Origin of the sequence: Pseudonocardia sp. P1 (genome assembly GCF_000178675.2) — a bacterium.
Lineage (GTDB): Bacteria > Actinomycetota > Actinomycetes > Mycobacteriales > Pseudonocardiaceae > Pseudonocardia.
The window spans coordinates 175,946-194,733 of record NZ_ADUJ02000001.1 but is presented as its reverse complement, the minus strand read 5'-3'; the positions used below and the strand labels follow the sequence as shown (position 1 = coordinate 194,733).

2 protein-coding genes (1 of these 2 cut by a window edge) are annotated in these 18,788 nt (G+C 78.1%); both read right to left on the bottom strand.

Features of this window, described 5'->3' with window-relative positions; genetic code table 11:
• Positions 1 to 35: 35 nt before the first annotated feature.
• Entirely contained in the window at positions 36 to 16,298 is a 16,263-nt protein-coding gene (locus PP1_RS00695; RefSeq protein ID WP_075314305.1) for a type I polyketide synthase, read from the bottom strand.
• Positions 16,299 to 16,318: 20 nt separating this feature from the next.
• Positions 16,319 to 18,788, bottom strand: the 3' portion of a protein-coding gene (locus PP1_RS00690) for a type I polyketide synthase (protein WP_075314307.1). It continues 26,105 nt past the right edge of the window; only the last 2,470 of its 28,575 coding nucleotides appear in the window; its start codon lies beyond the right edge, outside the window; the stop codon is at positions 16,319 to 16,321.

Genomic DNA, 18,788 nt, shown 5'->3' with positions numbered 1-18,788 from the left:
TCCTGTCCGCCTCTCTCGTTCGTGGGGGTCCGGGGTCAGCTCGCCGACGACCGGCCGAGTTCGTTGTCGATGAAGGCGAGGACCTGCTCGGTGCTCGCCGCGTCGAGGCGCTCGTCGACGGCGGAGCGGCCGTCGGTGTGGGCCCCGTCGGGCCGGGCGCCGTCCCACCGCTCCAGCAGGCGGCGCAGCCGGCGGGCGACCCCGCTGCGGGTCTCGGGGTCGGCGCCGTCCGGGGACAGTGCTGCCTCCAGCCGGTCCAGCTCGGCCAGCGGCGACGCCGCTGCCGCCGGGCCCGCGGAGCCGACGACCTCGCCGTCGAGGTGGCGGGCCACCTCGGCCGGGGTGGGGTGGTCGAAGACCAGCGTCGCCGGGAGCCGGCTCCCGGTGGCGGCGGCCAGCCGCATCCGCAGCTCGACGCCGGTGAGCGAGTCGAACCCGAGCCGGCTGAAGTCCCGGTCGGCCGGGACGGCGTCGGCGCCGGTGTGCCCGAGCACGCCCGCCGTCTCGGTGCGGACCAGCTCCAGCAGCTCGGCGTACCGGGCGTCGGGCTCCAGCCCGGCGAGCCGCCGGAGCAGGCCGCCCGCGCCCTCGGTGGCCGCCGCGGTCCGGCGCCTGCTGCGCACCAGGGCGCGCAGCACGGCCGGGACGTCGCCCGCGGCCGCTCCGGCCCCGGCGGCGAACCGGGCCGCCACGGTGAACCGGTCACCGCGGGCGATGGCGGTGTCGAACAGGGCGAGCCCCTGGTCGGGCTGCAGCGGCGGCATCCCGGAGCGCTCGTGCCGTTCCCGCTCGGCGGCGTCGAGGGTGCCGGTCATGCCGGCGTCGGCGGACCACGGCCCCCAGGCCAGCGACAGTCCGGCCAGGCCGCGTGCCGCACGGTGCGCGGCGAGCGCGTCGAGGAAGCTGTTGGCGGCCGCGTAGTTGCCCTGGCCGGGGCCGCCGGTGATCCCGGCGACCGAGGAGTACAGGACGAACGCGGCCAGCGGCAGCTCGCGTGTCGCCTCGTGCAGGTGCCATGCGGCGTCCGCCTTCGGGCGCAGCACCCGGTCCATCCGGGTCGCGTCGAGCGACCCGACGGTGGCGTCGTCGAGCACGCCCGCGGTGTGCACGACCGCGGTCAGCGGGTGTGCGGCGGGGACCGAGCCGACGAGGCCGGCGACGGCGGCCGGGTCGGCGACGTCGCAGGCCGCGAGGGTGACCTCGGCGCCGAGCGCGGTGAGCTCGGCGCGCAGCTCGGCGGCCCCGGGGGCGTCCGGGCCGCGGCGGCCGGCGAGCAGCAGGTGCCGCACGCCGCGGGTGCTGACGAGGTGCCGCGCGAGCAGCGCACCGAGGCCACCGGTGCCGCCGGTGACCAGGACGGTGCCGTCCGGGTCCCACGCCGCCGCCGGTGCGGGAGCGTCCGGCGTGGCCCGGGTCAGGCGGGCGACGGTGAGGTCGCCGCCGCGCAGGGCCGCCTGGGTCTCCCCCGCCGCGGCCAGGCCGGGCAGGGCCTCCAGGGCGGCGCCGAGCCCGGCACCGGGGGCTTCCGGGTCGAGGTCGAGCAGCACGACGCTGCCCGGGTCCTCGGACTGCGCGGACCGGACGAGCCCCCAGACCGGGGCCGCGCCGAGGTCGGGCACGTCGCCCGCACCGGCGGCGACCGCACCCCGGGTGACGACGACGAGGCGGGAGCCGGTCGTGCGGGCGTCCCCGGACCAGCGCTGCAGCAGCTCCAGCACGGCGCCGGTGGTGGCACGCGTCGCGCCCGGCAGGTCGCTCACGGTGGTCCCGGTGACCGGGGCGAGGACGACCGGCGGCAGCGGGTCGCCGGAGTCGAGCAGCGCGCCGACCGAGGTCGCGCGGACCGGCGGTGTCCCGCCGGACGCGGCCAGGGCGTCGTCGAGCTCGGGCAGGCCGTCGCCGAGGACCCCCCACCCGGCCGTCGTGGTCCGGTCCGCCGGCGGTGCGGCGGTCCAGTCGAGGGTGAGGAGGGCGGCGTCGGTGGACCCGGCCGGACCGGTCGTGGCGGCGGGCTCGGCCAGGGTGAGCGCGCCCGCGGTGAGCACGGGTGCCCCCTGCGCGTCCGACGCCGCGAGGGTCCGGGTGCCGTCGCCGCGGTCGGTGAGCCGGACCCGCAGCACGGTGGCCTCCGACGCGTGCAGCGTGACGTCCCGCAGGGCGGCGAGGTCGGCGTCGTCGGTGGGCGCGCCGAACCGGACGGCGACGTCGAGCAGGGCCGGGTGCAGCGTGTACGCGGCACCGGCGGCGGGCTGCCCGGTGAGCTCGAGCTCGGCGAGCAGGGCCCCGTCGTGCCGCCAGCCCCCGCGGACCGTCACCGGCCCGACGGCGCCGGGTAGGCCGGGCAGCGGCGTCGCGCCCGGCGGCGGCCACGCGGCACCCGCCGGCTGCCCGGTGCCCGGCCCGGCCGCCGGATCGGTGGCCGGGGCCGCGGTCAGCACGCCGGTGGCGTGCCGCAGCCACCGGCCCGCACCGTCGACGTCCCCGGTGCCCCCGGCGGGGCCCTCGGCGGGCCGCGAGTGCACGTCGACGGGCCGGCGGCCGTCGTCGTCCGGTTCGCCGACCCTCACCTGCAGCAGCCGCGGCGCCCCGGTGGGCAGCGGCGCGGTGATCGTCAGCTCCTCGACGGTCGTGGCGCCGATCTCGTCGCCCGCGCGGACCGCGAGCTCGGCGAGCACCGACGCGGGGAGGGCGGGGAGGTCGTCGCCGGCCCACCCCAGGTCGGCGGGCGTGAGGCGGCCGGTCAGGAGGATCTCGTCCGACCCGGCGACGGCGGTCGCGGCGCCGAGCAGCGGGTGCCCGCCGGCGCGCAGGCCGAGGCCACCGGCGTCGGCCGGGGTCGTGGCGGCGACGGTGGGCCAGAAGCGTTCCCGCTGGAACGGGTACGTCGGCAGCGCCACCGGCCGGGTCGCGGTCCCGTCGAGGACGGCCGCCCAGTCCACCGCGGTCCCGGCGACGTGCAGCCGGGCCAGCGCGGTGAGCAGGGTGCGGTCCTCGTCGCCGGCGCCGCGCAGCGCCGGGACGACCACCGCGGAGTCGGGCACGCAGGAGCGGGCCGGGGCGGACAGCACGGCGTCCGGCCCGATCTCCAGGAACGCGGTCGTCCCGCGGCCGGTCAGCGCCCGCACCGCGTCGGCGAAGCGCACCGTGTCGCGCACGCCCTGCACCCAGTGCTCCGGGTCGCACAGCTCGGCGGCGGCCGGGGCACCGGTGACCGTCGAGACCACGGGGATCCGCGGCTCGGCGGGGTCCAGCCCGGCGACGACCGCGCGGAACCCGTCGAGCATCGGCTCCATCAGCGGCGAGTGGAACGCGTGGCTGACCCGCAGCGCCGTGGTGCGGCGCCCCCGTCCGGCCAGCTCGGCGGCGACGGCGTCGACCTCGGCGGCCGCACCGGACAGGACCACCGCGGACGGGCCGTTCACGGCGGCGACGGCGACGCCGCCGGTCAGCAGCGGCGCGAGCTCCTCCTCGTCCGCCTCGACGGCGACCATCGCGCCACCGCCCGGCAGGGCCGCCATCAGGCGGGCCCGGGCGGCGACGAGCGTGCAGGCGTCCTCCAGCGAGAACACGCCCGCGACGTGGGCGGCGGCGATCTCGCCGACCGAGTGCCCGGCGACGGCGTCCGGGGTGAGGCCCCAGGACTCCAGGAGCCGGAACAGCGCGACCTCGACGGCGAACAGTGCGGGCTGGGTGGCGCCGGTGTCGTCGAGCGCGGCGGCGGCGGTGTCGCCGTCGCCCCAGACGACGTCGCGCAGCGACGGGTCCAGGTGGGCGAGCGTGGTGTCGAGCGCGTCGGCGAACACGGGGTGGCGGGCGTGCAGCTCGCGGCCCATGCCGAGGCGCTGGGCACCCTGCCCGGAGAACAGGAACGCCGTGGACCGCTCGATCGCCTCGGCCCGCGCGACCTCGGTGACACCGGCTGCCCCGGCGCCGGCGAGGAGCACGGCGCGGTGCTCGAACACCGACCGGCCGGTGGCCAGCGCGTACCCGACGTCGGCGGCGGCGACGTCCGGGCGGGCGGCCGTCGCGGCGCGCAGCCGGTCGAGCTGGGCGTCGAGCGCGGGCCCGGAGCGGGCGGAGACCACCCACGGGGTGACGGCGGGCGCGGTCACCGCAGCCGGTGCCGGGAGCTCCGGTGCCTGCTCCAGCACGACGTGGGCGTTGGTGCCGCTGATCCCGAACGACGAGATCCCGGCCCGCCGGGCGCGCCCGGTCTCCGGCCACGGCGCCTGCTCGGTGAGCAGCTCGACCGACCCGGCGGTCCAGTCGACCCGGCTCGACGGGGCGGCGACGTTGAGCGTGCGCGGCAGCGTGCCGTGCCGCAGCGCGAGGATCATCTTGATCAGGCCGGCGGCGCCGGCCGCGGCCTGGGTGTGGCCGATGTTGGACTTCACCGAGCCGAGCAGCAGCGGGTGCTCCCGGTCCCGGCCGTAGGCGGCGAGCAGGGCCTGCGCCTCGATCGGGTCGCCGAGCACGGTGCCGGTGCCGTGCGCCTCGACGGCGTCGACGTCGGCCGGGGTCAGGCCGCCGGAGGCGAGGGCCTGCCGGATGACCCGCTGCTGGGACGGCCCGTTGGGCGCGGTCAGGCCGTTCGAGGCGCCGTCGGAGTTGACGGCGGAGCCGCGGACGACGGCGAGGATCTCGTGCCCGCGGGCGACCGCGGTGGACTGCCGCTCCAGCACGAGCACGCCGACGCCCTCGGCCCAGCCGGTGCCGTCGGCGTCGTCGGAGAACGCCTTGCACCGCCCGTCGGGGGCGAGGCCGCCCTGCCGGGTGAACCCGGCGAAGCTCGTGGAGGTCGACATGACGGTGACGCCGCCGGCGAGCGCGGCGTCGCACTCCCCCGCGCGCAGCGCCTGGGCCGCCCAGTGCACCGCGACCAGCGACGACGAGCAGGCGGTGTCCACGGTGACCGCGGGGCCCTCCAGGCCGAACGCGTAGGCGAGCCGGCCGGAGATGACGCTCGCGGCGAGGCCGGTCCCGGCGTGGCCCTCGACGTCGTCCGGGGAGCGCAGCAGGAGGTTCGCGTAGTCCTGCCCGTTGGTGCCGACGAACACGCCGGTGCGGCTGCCGCGCAGCCGGGCCGGGTCGGTGCCGGTGCGCTCGAACGCCTCCCACGTGGTCTCCAGCAGCAGGCGCTGCTGCGGGTCCATCGCGACGGCCTCGCGGGGCGAGATGTCGAAGAAGGCGGGGTCGAAGCCGGCGGCGTCGTGCAGGAAGCCGCCCTCGCGGGTGGCGCTGCGGCCCTGGCCGTCGCCGGCGAGGACGTCGAGGTCCCAGCCGCGGTCGGTCGGGAAGCCGGTGATGCCGTCGTCGCCGTCGACGAGCATCCGCCAGAACTCGTCGGGCGTGGTGATCCCGCCGGGGAGCCGGCAGGCCGTCCCGACGACGACGATCGGGTCGTCGGCGTCGGCGACGGTCACGCCGGTGGGCTCGGCGCCGCCGGTCTCGCCGGTCAGCTCCGCGACCAGGTGTGCGGCCAGTGCACGCGGCGTGGGGTGGTCGAAGACGAGGCTCGCGGGCAGGGACAGGCCGGTCGCGGCGGACAGCGCGTTGCTGAGCTCGACCGCGGTGAGCGAGTCGAAGCCCAGGTCGCGGAACGGTTTCGCGGGTCGGATCGCGTCCGGCCCGGAGTGCCCGAGCACCCCGGACGCGGTGTCGCGCACCAGGTCGAGCAGGACGGCGGTCCGGTCGTCCGGCCCGGCGGCGGCGAGCCGGGCGCGCAGCCCGCCCGCGGCGTCGTCGAGGCGGCGGCGCGTCTCCTCCGCGGCGCGGGCGATGTCCCGGGCGGCGGGCAGGTCCGCGAGCAGCGGGCTGGGCCGCACCGACAGCAGCGCCTCCAGCCGGCGCGGGCGGGTGAGGTCGGCGAACACCAGGGTGGGCTGCGGCTCGGCGACCGCCCGGACCATCGCCCGGACGGCGAGGTCCGGGTCCAGCAGCCCGTCCGGGGTCGTCCCGGTGCCGGTGTGCCGGGCGGCCATGCCGTCGCCGGCCCAGGCGCCCCAGGCGACGGCGGTGGCCGGGCGGCCCTCGGCGACGCGGCGGGCGGCGAGCGCGTCGAGGGCGGCGTTCGCGGCGGCGTAGCCGGCCTGGCCGGGGTTGCCGACGCTGCCCACCACCGAGGAGAACAGGACGAACGCGTCGAGCTCGCGGTCGCGGGTCAGCTCGTCGAGCAGCAGTGCGGGGGCGAGCTTGGCGCGGAACACCCCGCCGAGGCGCTCGGTGGTGAGCCCGGTGAGGACGCCGTCGTCGAGGACGCCTGCGGCGTGCACGACGCCGGTGAGCGGCCGGTCGGCCGGGATCGCGCCGAGCACCGCGGACAGCTGGTCCCGGTCGGCGGCGTCGCACGCGGCGACGGTGACGCCCGCACCGAGCTCCTCCAGCTCCGCGCGCAGCGCCTCGGCGCCGGGGGCGTCCGGGCCGCGGCGGCCGAGCAGCACGAGGTGGTCCGCCCCGCGCTCGGCGAGCCGGCGGGCGACGTGCCCGCCGAGGGCGCCGGTGCCGCCGGTGATCAGGACGGTGCCGGTCGGGGTCCAGTCCCCGGCCGGCTCACCCGCCGGTCCGTCGGCGGGCCCGGCCGGTGCCGGGGTCATGCGGCGGCCGTGGGCGCCGGTGGCGCGCAGCGCGACCTGGTCCTCGTCTCCGGCGAGCACGGCAGGGAGCCGGCGGGCGGTGGCGGCGTCCAGCTCGGCGGGCAGGTCGACCAGGCCGCCCCACTGGCGGGGCAGCTCCAGCGCGGCGACCCGGCCCAGGCCCCAGACGGCGGCCTGGAGGGGTGCGGCCGGTGCCTCGCCCGCCGGTGCGACGGCGCCGCGGGTCACGGCGTGCACCCGGGCGGCGACGCCGGTGTCGGCGAGCGCGGCGGCGAGCGCCGCGGTCGCGGCGAGCCCGGCGGGCACCGCGTCCACCCCGGACCCGGTGTCGTCCACGGTGGACACGCACGGGGTCTCGTCGAGCCCGAGCAGGGACACGACGCCGGTGGTCCCGGCGGTCGCGTGCTCGGTGAGCGCCGCGGCGAGCCCGGCGCGGCCGGTGTCGCCGTCGGCGAGGTCGACCCGGCGGGTGTCCGGGCCGAGCGCGGCGACGACGTCGCCGACCCACGGGTCACCGGCCGCGGCGGCCGGGACGAGCACCAGGTACCGGCCCGGTCCGGCGGAGGTGGGCAGCGCCAGCGGGCGCCAGGTCTCCCGGTGGCGGAGCCGGTCCACCGAGGCGTCGGTGCGGCGCCGGGTGCGCCAGGCGGCGAGTGCGGGCAGGACGGCGCCGAGCCGGTCGCCGTCGACGTCGAGCCGGGTGGCGAGCTCGCCGACGTCCTCCCGCTCGACGGCGGCCCAGAACTCGGCGTCGTCGCCGGTGCCGGTCGTCTCGCCGGTGGCGAGCCGCGGCCAGAACCGCTCGTGCTGGAAGGCGTAGGTGGGCAGGTCGGCGCCGCGGCCGGTGCCGGTGAGCCCGGCCGCCCAGTCGACGTCGACGCCGGCGACGTGCAGCCGGGCGAGCGCGGTGAGCAGCGCGGCCTCCTCGCCGCGGCCGGACCGCAGCGCGGGGGTGACGACGGCCGCGTCGTCGCCGGTGCCGGGCAGCGCGGCCCGGGCCGGGGCGGACAGCACGCCGTCGGGGCCGATCTCCAGGAAGGCGGTGACGCCGCGGCCGGTGAGGGTGGCGATGCCGTCGGCGAAGCGCACGGACTCGCGGACGTGGCGCACCCAGTGCTCCGGCGTCGCGAGGTCGTGCGGCGAGCCCGCCCCGGCGAGGAGCGACACGACCGGGATGGTGGGCAGCGTGTAGGTGAGGTCCTGCGCGACGGCACGGAAGTCGTCGAGGACGGGGTCCATCAGCGGCGAGTGGAACGCGTGGCTGACCCGCAGGGCCGTGGTGCGGCGGCCGCGGCCGGCGAGCTCGGCGGCGACGGCGTCGACCTCGGCGGCCGCACCGGACACGACGACGGCCGCCGGCCCGTTCACGGCGGCGATCGCGGTCCCGCCGGTGAGCAGCGGGATCACCTCGTCCTCGCCCGCCTCGACGGCGGTCATCGCGCCGCCGGCGGGGAGGGCGTCCATCAGGCGGGCGCGGGCGGCGACCAGCCGGCACGCGTCGGCGAGGGAGAACACCCCGGCGACGTGCGCGGCGGCGATCTCGCCGACCGAGTGGCCGGCGAGCTGGTCGGGCCGCACGCCCCACGACGTGACGAGCCGGTACAGCGCCACCTCGATCGCGAACAGCGCCGGCTGGGTGTGGCGGGTGCGGTCCAGGGCGTGGGCGGCGGTGTCGCCATCGCCCCAGACGACGTCGCGCAGCGAGCAGCCGAGCTCGGCGTCGAGGAGGGCGACGATCTCGTCGAACGCGTCGGCGAACACTGCGAAGCGGGCGTGCAGCTCGCGGCCCATGCCGAGGCGCTGCGCCCCCTGCCCGGAGAACAGGAACGCGGTGCCACGCGTGACGGCGGCGCCGCGGGCGGCCTCGGTGGGCCCGTCGGGCCCGGCGAGCAGCACGGCGCGGTGCTCGAACAGGGCGCGCCCGGTGGCGAGGGTGTGCGCGACGCCGGACGGGGGCAGATCGGGTGCGGCGGCGCGCAGGCGGTCGAGCTGGGCGTCGAGGGCGGCGGGGGTCCGCGCGGAGACCGGCCAGGCGACGACGTCCGGGGTGGACACCGCTGCCGGCGCGGGCTCCGCGGGCGCCTGCTCCAGCACCACGTGCGCGTTGGTGCCGCTGATCCCGAACGACGACACCCCGGCGCGGCGGGCGTGCCCGGTCTCCGGCCACGGGGTCTGCTCGGTGAGCAGCGCGACGGTGCCGTCCGACCAGTCGACGTGCGACGACGGCTCGGTGACGTGCAGCGTGCGCGGCAGCTCGCCGTGCGCCATCGACATGATCATCTTGATCAGCCCGGCGGCACCGGCCGCGGACTGGGTGTGCCCGATGTTGGACTTCACCGAGCCGAGCAGCAGCGGCTGCTCCGGGGCCCGGTCGCGGCCGTAGGTGGCGAGCACGGCCTGGGCCTCGATGGGGTCGCCCAGCGGGGTGCCGGTGCCGTGCGCCTCGACGGCGTCGACGTCGGCGGTGGACAGTCCGGCGTCGGCCAGAGCCTGCCGGATGACCCGCTGCTGGGCGGGCCCGTTCGGGGCGGTGAGGCCGTTGGACGCGCCGTCCTGGTTGACCGCGGACCCGCGGACGACGGCGAGCACCCGGTGCCCGTGGTGGCGCGCGGCGGAGAGCCGCTCCAGGGTGAGCACGGCCGCGCCCTCGGACCAGCCGGTGCCGTCGGCGGAGTCGGAGAACGCCTTGCAGCGCCCGTCGCCGGCGAGGCCGCCCATCCGGGAGAAGCCGGTGAAGTTCGCGGGGGTCGTCATCACGGTGACGCCGCCGGCGAGTGCCATGTCGCACTCCCCCGCCCGCAGCGCCTGCGCGGCGAGGTGCAGCGACACCAGCGACGACGAGCAGGCGGTGTCGACCGAGAGGGCGGGGCCCTCCAGGCCGAGGGCGTAGGCGAGGCGCCCGGACACGACGCTGACCGCGAGGCCGGTGGTCGCGTGGCTCGCGATGTCGTCGGCGGAGCGCATGACCAGGCCGGAGTAGTCCTGGCCGGAGACGCCCATGAAGACGCCGGTGCGGCTGCCGCGCAGCGTGTGCGGGTCGATCCCGGCGCGTTCGGCGGCCTCCCAGGCGACCTCGAGGAGGATCCGCTGCTGCGGGTCCATGGCGAGGGCCTCGCGCGGGGCGATCCCGAAGAACTCGGCGTCGAAGCCGGCGATGTCGTCGAGGAACCCGCCCTGCCCGGTGAGCTCGCCGGGCTCGCCGCCGCCGAGCGGCGGGTGCCGGTCCCACTCGCGGTCCGGCGGGAAGCCGGTGATCGCGTCGGTGCCGCCGGCGACGAGGTCCCACAGCTGCTCCGGGGAGCCGACGCCGCCGGGGAACCGGCACCCGATCCCGACGACGACGATCGGGTCGTCGGCGTCGGCGCGCGCCGTCACGGAGCCGTCGGGGACGGTCGCCGCGTCGCCCCCGGCCAGCTCGTCGAGCAGGTACGCGGCGAGCCGTTCCGGCGTCGGGTAGTCGAAGATCAGCGTGGCGGGCAGGGTGAGCCCGGACGCGGTGCCCAGCCGGTTGCGCAGCTCGATCGCGGTGAGCGAGTCGAAGCCGATGCGGCGGAACTCGTGGCGGGCGTCGATCCCGTCGGGGCCGCCGAGCCCGAGGACGGTCGCGGCCTCGGTGCGGACGAGATCGACGAGGACGGGGCCGCGGTCGTCGGCGGGCAGCCCGGCGAGACGCTCGGCGAGGCCCGCGCGGGCGACGCCGGCGGTGCCGGCCCGGCGGCGGCCGCCGGTGCGCACGAGGCCGCGCAGCACGGCGGGGACGCCGTCGGCCGACGGCAGGTTCCCGCCGCCGGTGAGGCCGAGCGGGACGACGAGGGGTTCCGCGGCGAGGGTCGCGGCGTCGAAGAGCGCGAGGCCGTGCTCGACGGACAGCAGGGGCATGCCGCCGGTGCTGCCGACCCGGGCGACGTCGTGGTCGGACAGGCCGCCGGTCATCCCGGCGCCCTGCTCCCAGGCGCCCCAGGCCAGCGAGGTGGCGGGCAGCCCGAGGGCGTGCCGGTGCGCGGCCAGCGCGTCGAGGAAGGTGTTGCCGGCCGCGTAGTTGCCCTGGCCGGGGCCGCCCATGATCCCGGCCGTCGAGGAGTAGAGGACGAACGCGGCGAGGTCGTGGTCGCGGGTGAGGTCGTGCAGGTGCCAGGCGGCGTCGACCTTGGGGCGCAGCACGGTGTCGACGGCGTCCGGGGTCAGCGAGGTGACGGTGCCGTCGTCGAGGACGCCCGCGGTGTGCACGACCGCGGTGAGCGGGTGCGCGGCCGGGACGGCGTCGAGCAGGGCGGCGAGCGCGTCGCGGTCGGCGACGTCGCAGGCGGCGAGGATGACCTCGGCACCGGCCGCGGCCAGCTCGTCGCGCAGCTCGGTGGCGCCGGGCGCGCCGGGCCCGCGGCGGCTCGTGAGCAGCAGGTGCCGCACGCCGTGGGTCGCGACGAGGTGGCGGGCCAGTGCGGCGGCGAGCCCGCCGGTGCCGCCGGTGACGAGCACGGTGCCGTCCGGGTCGAGCGGCGGCGGGACGGTGAGCACGAGCTTGCCGACGTGCCGGGCGGAGCTCATGAACCGGAACGCCTCGACGGCGTGGCGCACGTCCCAGCTGCGGACCGGCAGCGGGGACAGCGCACCCTCGGCGAACAGGTCGAGGAGCGCGCGCAGCATCTCCTGGATGCGGTGCGGGTCGACGGCGCCGAGGTCGAAGAACCGGTAGGTGATCCCGGCGGGGAGGTCCGCGGCGTCGCGGATGTCGGTCTTGCCCATCTCCAGGAACCGGCCACCGTCGCCGAGCAGCCCCATCGAGGCGTCGACGAACTCCCCGGACAGGGCGTTGAGGACGACGTCGAGACCGCCGGGGAACTCGACGGCGAAGTCCAGGGTCCGCGACGACGCGATGTGGTCGTCGGCGACACCCAGCGAGCGCAGCACGTCCTGCTTCGGCTCCGACGCCGTCGCATAGACCTCGGCACCGAGGTGCCGGGCGATCTGCACCGCGGCCATGCCGACGCCACCGGCGCCCGCGTGGATCAGCACCTTCTCCCCCGGCCGGAGGCCGGCCAGGTCGACGAGCGCGTGGTAGGCGGTGAGGAACACCAGCGGCACCGACGCCGCCGTCTCCCAGTCCCAGCCGTCCGGGACGGTGGTGAGCATCCGCTCGTCTGTGACGCCGAGCGGGCCGAACCCGCCGAACAGCATGCCGGTGACGCGGTCGCCGGGGGCGAGTGTCGTGACGTCCGGCCCGACCGCGGTGACGACGCCCGCGGCCTCGGACCCGAACAGCCCGGCGTCGCCGGGGTACATCCCGAGCGCGTTGAGGACGTCGCGGAAGTTCAGGCCGGCGGCGCGGATCCCGACCCGGACCTCGTGCCCGGTGAGCGGGGCGAGGACGTCCGGGTGCGGTGCCAGCTCGAGGCCGTCGAGGCTGCCCTTGGCGCGGCAGCCGAGCCGCCACGGCGTCCCGGCCGGTGGGACGAGCGCGGCGCCGGACTCCAGCGCGGCGAGCCGCCCGACCCGGACGGCGCCGTCGCGGACGAGCGCCTGCGGCTCGTCGGCGTCGAACAGTGCGGGCAGCTGCGCGACGGCGGCGAGCGACGCGGGGGTGTCGTCGAGGTCGACGAGCAGCAGCCGGCCGGGGTTCTCCGACTGTGCGGAGCGCAGCAGGCCCCACACCGGGGCGGTGGCGAGGTCGAGCGGGCCGCCCGCGCCGTCGGCGACGGCGCCGCGGGTGAGGAACAGCAGCCGGGTGCGGGCGAGCCGGTCGTCGGCGAGCCACTGCTGGAGCAGCGCGAGGACCTCGCGGACCAGGGTGTGCGCGGCGGCCGGGTCGGTGTCGCCGGTGTCGCCGGAGCCGCCGGCGTCCAGCGGGACGGCGACGAGATCCGGGACGTTCCCGGAAGGACCGCCGTGCAGCTCGGCGAGGTCGGTCACGGTGCGCACGGGGGCGGGCGCACCCGATCCGCCGGCGGCCGGGGTCCCGGTGGCGAGGGCGGCGCCCAGCCGGTCCGCGGCCGTTCCCCGCGCGCCCGGTCCGGTGAGGATCGCCCAGCTCGCGGGCGCCTCCGCCGTGGTGAGGGTGTGCGGCACCCAGTCCATCCGGAACAGCGATCCCGTGTCGTCGCGGCGGCCCGGGCCCGCCGCGTCCGGCCCGGCGGCGCGCAGGGTGAGGGACTCGACGGAGATCACCGGCCGGCCCTGCGGGTCGGCGGCGCTGATCCGGACGGCGTCCTCGCCGGCGGAGGTGACGCGCACCCGCAGCGCGGTCGCGCCGGCGGCGTGCAGCGACACCCCGTTCCAGGCGAACGGCAGGAGGCTGCGGTCGTCACCGTCGGCGGAGGCGAACACGGTGCTGTGCAGGACGGCGTCGAACAGGGCGGGGTGCAGGCCGAACTCGGCGGCGTCGTCGGCGCCGGAGGCGGGCAGCGCGACCTCGGCGAGGATCTCGTCGCCGCGGCGCCACACCGCCTGCAGGCCGCGGAAGAGCGGGCCGTACTCCAGGCCGTTGCCGGCGTAGCGGTCGTAGAGGCCGTCGACGTCGACGGGCTCGGCGTCGCGGGGCGGCCAGGTGGTCGCGTCGAACTCCTCGACCTGCTCGCCGGTGGTGACCCGGCCGGTGGCGTGCCGGGTCCAGTCGGCGTCGGGGTCCTGGGCGGGGCGGGCGTACACGCTCACGTCGCGGACGCCGTCCGGGCCGGCGGCGCCGACGGCGATCTGCATCTGGACGGCGCCGGTGGCGGGCAGCACGAGCGGCGCGGCGAGCATGAGCTCCTCGACGCGGTCGCAGCCGGCCTGGTCGGCGGCGCGGACGGCGAGCTCGAGGAACCCGGTGCCGGGGAAGAACGCCATGCCGCCGACGACGTGCTCGGCGAGCCACGGGTGGGTGGCCAGCGACAGGGTGCCGGTGAGCAGCAGCTCGTCGGACCCCGCGACGGACATGGCGGCACCGAGCAGCGGGTGGTCGGCGGGGGCGAGCCCGAGCCCGGCGGCGTCACCGGCCCGGTGGACGGCCTTCGGCCAGTACCGCTCGTACTGGAACGCGTAGGTGGGCAGGCCGGTGCGGCGGGCGCCGGTGCCGGCGTGGAACGCCTCCCAGTCGACCGGGGTCCCGGCGACGTGCAGCGCGGCGAGGGCGGCGACGGCGGCGTCCTCCTCGTCGCGGTCGGTGCGCTGCAGCGCGACGGCGGTGGCGTCGGGGGCGGACTGCGCGGCGAGCGCGGTGAGCACGCCGGCCGGGCCGATCTCCAGGAACACCCCGGTGCCGGCGTCGGTGAGGGCGCGGACGCCGTCGGCGAACCGGACGGCGTCGCGGACGTGGCGCACCCAGTAGCCGGGGTCGCACAGCTCGGCCGTGGCCGGTGCGCCGGTGAGGGTGGAGACCAGCGGGATCTGCGGCTCGGCGTAGGACAGGCCCTCGGCGACGGCGCGGAACTCCGCCAGCATCGGGTCCATCAGCGGCGAGTGGAACGCGTGCGACACCCGCAGCCGGCTGGTGCGCCTGCCGCGGTCGGCGAGCCGGGCGGCGACGGCCAGGGTGGCGTCCTCCTCGCCGGACACCACGACCGACGACGGCCCGTTCACCGCCGCGATCGCGACGCCGTCGGTGAGCAGCGGGGCGACCTCGTCCTCGGTGGCCTCCACGGCGACCATGGCGCCGCCGCGGGGCAGCGCCTCCATCAGCGACGCCCGCGCGGCGACCAGCCGGCAGGCGTCGTCGAGGGAGAACACGCCGGCGACGTGGGCGGCGGCGATCTCGCCGATCGAGTGCCCGGCGACGGCGTCCGGGGTCACGCCCCAGGACTCGACGAGCCGGTACAGGGCGACCTCGACCGCGAACAGCGCGGGCTGGGTCCGGCCGGTCTCGTCGAGCGCGGCGGCGTCCCCGTCCCCCCAGACGACCTCCCGGAGGTCCTCCCCGAGCAGCGCGACGATCTCGTCGAACGCGGCGGCGAACACTCCGAACCGGGCGTGCAGCTCGCGGCCCATGCCGAGGCGCTGCGCGCCCTGCCCGGAGAACAGCGCGGCGAGCCGGGGGCGCCCGGTGACCTGACCGAGCACGACGCCCGGCGCGCTGCCGTGCTCCAGCCAGCCGGCGAGCGCGTCGCGCCCGGCGCGGCCGTCCGGGCCGGTGACGACGGCGAGCCGGTGCTCCTGCGCGGCGCGGGTGGTGGCGAGCGAGTACGCGGTGTCCAGCGCGGCGGGTGCGCCGTCGCCGTCCAGGTGGGTGAGCAGCGCGGCGGCCTGGTCGCGCAGGGCGGCCGGGGTGCGCGCCGAGACCGTCCAGGGCAGGACCTGCGGGACGCGGGTGGCGGGCTCGGCGGCGGGCTCGGCCGGGGCGGGTGCCTGCTCGACGATGACGTGCGCGTTGGTGCCGCTCACCCCGAAGGAGGAGACGCCGCTGCGCCGCGGCCGGTCCGCCGTGGGCCACGGGCGCGCCTCGGTGAGCAGCTCGACCGCGCCGGTGGACCAGTCGACGTGGGTCGACGGGCGGTCCACGTGCAGGGTGCGGGGCAGCTCCCCGTGCCGCATCGCCATGATCATCTTCATGACGCCGGCGACGCCGGACGCGGCCTGGGTGTGGCCCATGTTCGACTTGACCGAGCCGAGCGCGAGGGGCCGTTCGCGGTCCCGGCCGTAGGTGGCGAGGATGCTCTGCGCCTCGATCGGGTCGCCCAGCGGCGTGCCGGTGCCGTGCGCCTCGACGGCGTCGACGTCGCCGGTGGACAGCTCGGCGTTGGCGAGCGCGGCGCGGATGACGCGCTGCTGGGACGGCCCGTTCGGCGCGGTGAACCCGTTCGAGGCACCGTCCTGGTTGACCGCGGAGCCGCGGACGACGGCGAGCACCGGGTGCCCGTTGCGGCGGGCGTCGGAGAGCCGTTCCAGCACGAGGATCCCGGCGCCCTCGGACCAGCCGGTGCCGTCGGCGCCCTCGGCGAAGGCCTTGCAGCGGCCGTCGCGGGCCAGCCCGCCCTGGCGGCTGAACTCGACCAGCGAGCCGGGCGTCGACATGACGTTGACGCCGCCGGCCAGAGCCAGGGAGCACTCCCCGTTGCGGAGGGACTGCACGGCGAGGTGCAGCGCGACCAGCGACGACGAGCAGGCCGTGTCGACGGTGAGCGCGGGCCCCTCCAGCCCCAGGGTGTAGGACAGCCGCCCGGACGCGGCGCTGGCGGCGATGCCGGTGCCGACGTCGCCGGTCGCGTCGTCGAGCGAGCGGACCAGCAGGTAGGCGTAGTCCTGCCCGTTGGTGCCGATGAACGCGCCGGTGCGGCTGCCGCGCAGCCGGCCGGCGTCGATGCCGGCGCGCTCGATCGCCTCCCAGGCGGTGGTCAGCAGCAGCCGCTGCTGCGGGTCCATCGTGACGGCCTCGCGCGGCGAGATCCCGAAGAAGCCGGGATCGAAGTCGGCGACGCCGTCCAGGAACCCGCCCCGCATGCTGATCTCGGTGTCCCGGGCGTCGGTGCCGCCGGAGTGCAGCGCGTCGAGGTCCCAGCCGCGGTCGGTGGGGAACCCGGAGATCACGTCGGTGCCGCCGGCGACCATGTCCCACAGGGCCTCGGGCGAGTCGACGCCGCCGGGGAACCGGCAGCCCATGCCGACGACGGCGATCGGCTCGGTGGCCGCGGCCTGCAGCATGCGGTTCTGCCTGCGCAGCCGGTCGGTCTCCTTCACCGCGGCGCGCAGCGCGGTGACGACGTCGTTGCCACCGGCGGGTGCGTGGTTCTCGTTCATCGTCTGCTTCCTCACTCGCGCTACAGGTCGTCGGACCGGCCGTCGAGGGCGGCCCGCACCAGGTCGTCGACGGACATTGCGTCGACCTCGGGGCCGCCGGGACCGCTCCCGGTGTCGTCGTCGCCGGCGGGGTCCTCGCCACGGCCGGTGAGCCGCAGCAGCGGCTCCAGCACGCCGAGCTCGCGGAGCCGTTCCAGGGGCACGGTGGCGAGCGCGGCGCGGATCTCGGCCTCCTCGCCACCGGTGCCGCCGGCGTCGGGGTCGTCGCCGGCCAGCTCGTCGAGCAGGTACCGGGCGACGGCGGCGGGGGTCGGGTGGTCGAACACCAGCGTCGCCGGCAGTCCCAGGCCGGTGGCGGCGCCGAGCTGGTTGCGCAGCTCGACCGCGCCGAGGGAGTCGATGCCGAGGTCGCGGAAGGACCGTTCGGCGCCGACGTCGTCGGTGCCGGGGTAGCCGAGGACCTGCGCGGCACGGGTCCGCACCAGGTCCACGACGGTGTCCAGCCGCCGTGCGGGCGGCAGTGCCGCGAGCGTCGCGGCGAGGTCGTCCTCCCCCGCGCCGGGGCGGGGCCCCGCCTGCCCGGCGACGAGCTCGGCGTAGCCGGGGAATTCGCGCAGCAGCGGGCTGGGGCGGGTGCCGCCGAACGCGCCGGCGAACCGGTCGAGCTCGACCTCGGCGACGACCGCGGTGGGCGCCGTCGCCGCGACCAGGCGGAGCATGGCCTCCACCGCCAGCGCCGGGTCCATCGCACCGATCCCGGTGCGGCGGGCCGCGTCGTCGGCGGAGCCGTCGCCCGCCATCCCGCCGCCGCCCCAGACTCCCCAGGAGATCGAGGTGGCCGCGGCGCCGCGGGCCCGGCGCTGCTCGGCGAGCGCGTCGAGCACGGCGTTGGCGGCCGCGTAGTTGGCCTGGCCGGGGTTGCCGACCGCCGAGGACGCGGACGAGAAGAGGACGAACGCCTCCAGGCCGGCGCCGGCGGTCAGCTCGTCGAGCAGCAGCGCGGCGGTGACCTTGGACCGGAACACCTCCTGGTAGCGCTCGGGGGTGAGGCGGTCGAGGATCCCGTCGTCGAGGACGCCGGCGGCGTGCACGACGCCGGTCAGCGGCCGGTCGGCGGGGATCGCGTCCAGTACCGCGGAGAGCTGCTCCCGGTCGGCGGCGTCGCACGCGGCGACGGTGACGCCCGCGCCGAGCGCCTCCAGGTCCGCACGCAGCGCGTCCGCGCCCGGTGCGTCCGGGCCGCGGCGGCCGAGCAGCACCAGGTGCTGCGCGCCGTCGGCGGCGAGCCGCCGCGCCACGTGCCCGCCGAGGGCGCCGGTGCCGCCGGTGACGAGCACCGTGCCGCTCGGCGTCCACGCCGTCGTGTCCTCGCTCGGCGGGGCCGGGACGAGCCTGCGGGCCAGGATCGCGGAGCCGCGGACGGCCACCTGGTCCTCGCCCTGCTGCGTGCCGTCCGGGCCGTCCGTGCCGGCGAGCACGGCGCCGAGCGCCGCCGCGGCACGCGGGTCGGGGTCCTCGGGCAGGTCGGCCAGGCCACCCCAGCGCTGCGGGTACTCCAGCGCCGCGACCCGGCCCAGCCCCCAGATCCCGGCCTGCAGCGGCCGTGCCGGGCGGTCGGAGCCGCCGGTGGAGACCGCGCCGCGGGTGACGCACCACAGCGGGGCGTCGACGCCGGCGTCGCCGAGCGCCTGCAGCAGGCCGGTGGTGAGCCCGATCCCCTCGGGCACGTCGCCGGTGAGGTCGTCGCGCAGGGCGAGCAGTGACACGACCCCGGCGACCGGGGTCCCGGCGGGCAGCTGCGCGGTGATCGCGGCGGCCACCTCGGCCCGGTCGGTGGACCCGGTCGTGACGGTCACGACCTCGGCACCGATCCCCGCGAGCACCGTGGTCACCCACGGGTCCCCGGCGGCGCCGTCGGGCAGCACGGCCAGCCAGGTGCCCTCGGGTGCGCGGCGCTGCCCGGCGGCGGGGCCGGTCAGGCGCTTCCACACGATGCGGTGCCGCCAGCGGGCCAGCCGCGCCTCGTCAGCACGGCGGCTGCGCCAGTCCATCAGCGCGGGCAGCACCGCGGACAGGGCCGCGCCCTCGACGTCGAGCTGCGACTCCAGCGCGGAGAAGTCCTCCTGGGCGACGGCCTCCCAGAAGGCGGCGTCGATCTCGTCGGGTGTGCCCGGGCCGCCGGGTGCGGCGGCGCGGGTCTCCTGGCCCGGCATGACGTCCGGCCAGAACCGGCCGCGCTGGAACGGGTAGGTCGGCAGGTCGGCCCGGCGGGTGTCGTGGCCGGCGAAGAACGCCGCCCACCGCGGGCCCGCGCCGTGGGTGTGCAGCCGGGCGAGTGCGGCGACGAGCGTCGCGTCCTCGTCGCGGTCGCGGCGCAGTGCGGGGACGGCGACCGCGTCCGGCGCGCTGCGCGGCACGAGCGCGGACAGCACGGCGTCCGGACCGAGCTCGAGGAACGTGGTGACGCCGCGGGCGGCGAGTGCCCGGACG

Excerpts from the sequence above, each read along its gene's own strand:
- PP1_RS00695 (WP_075314305.1), bottom strand. The coding sequence starts at position 16,298 with ATGAACGAGAACCACGCACCCGCCGGTGGCAACGACGTCGTCACCGCG.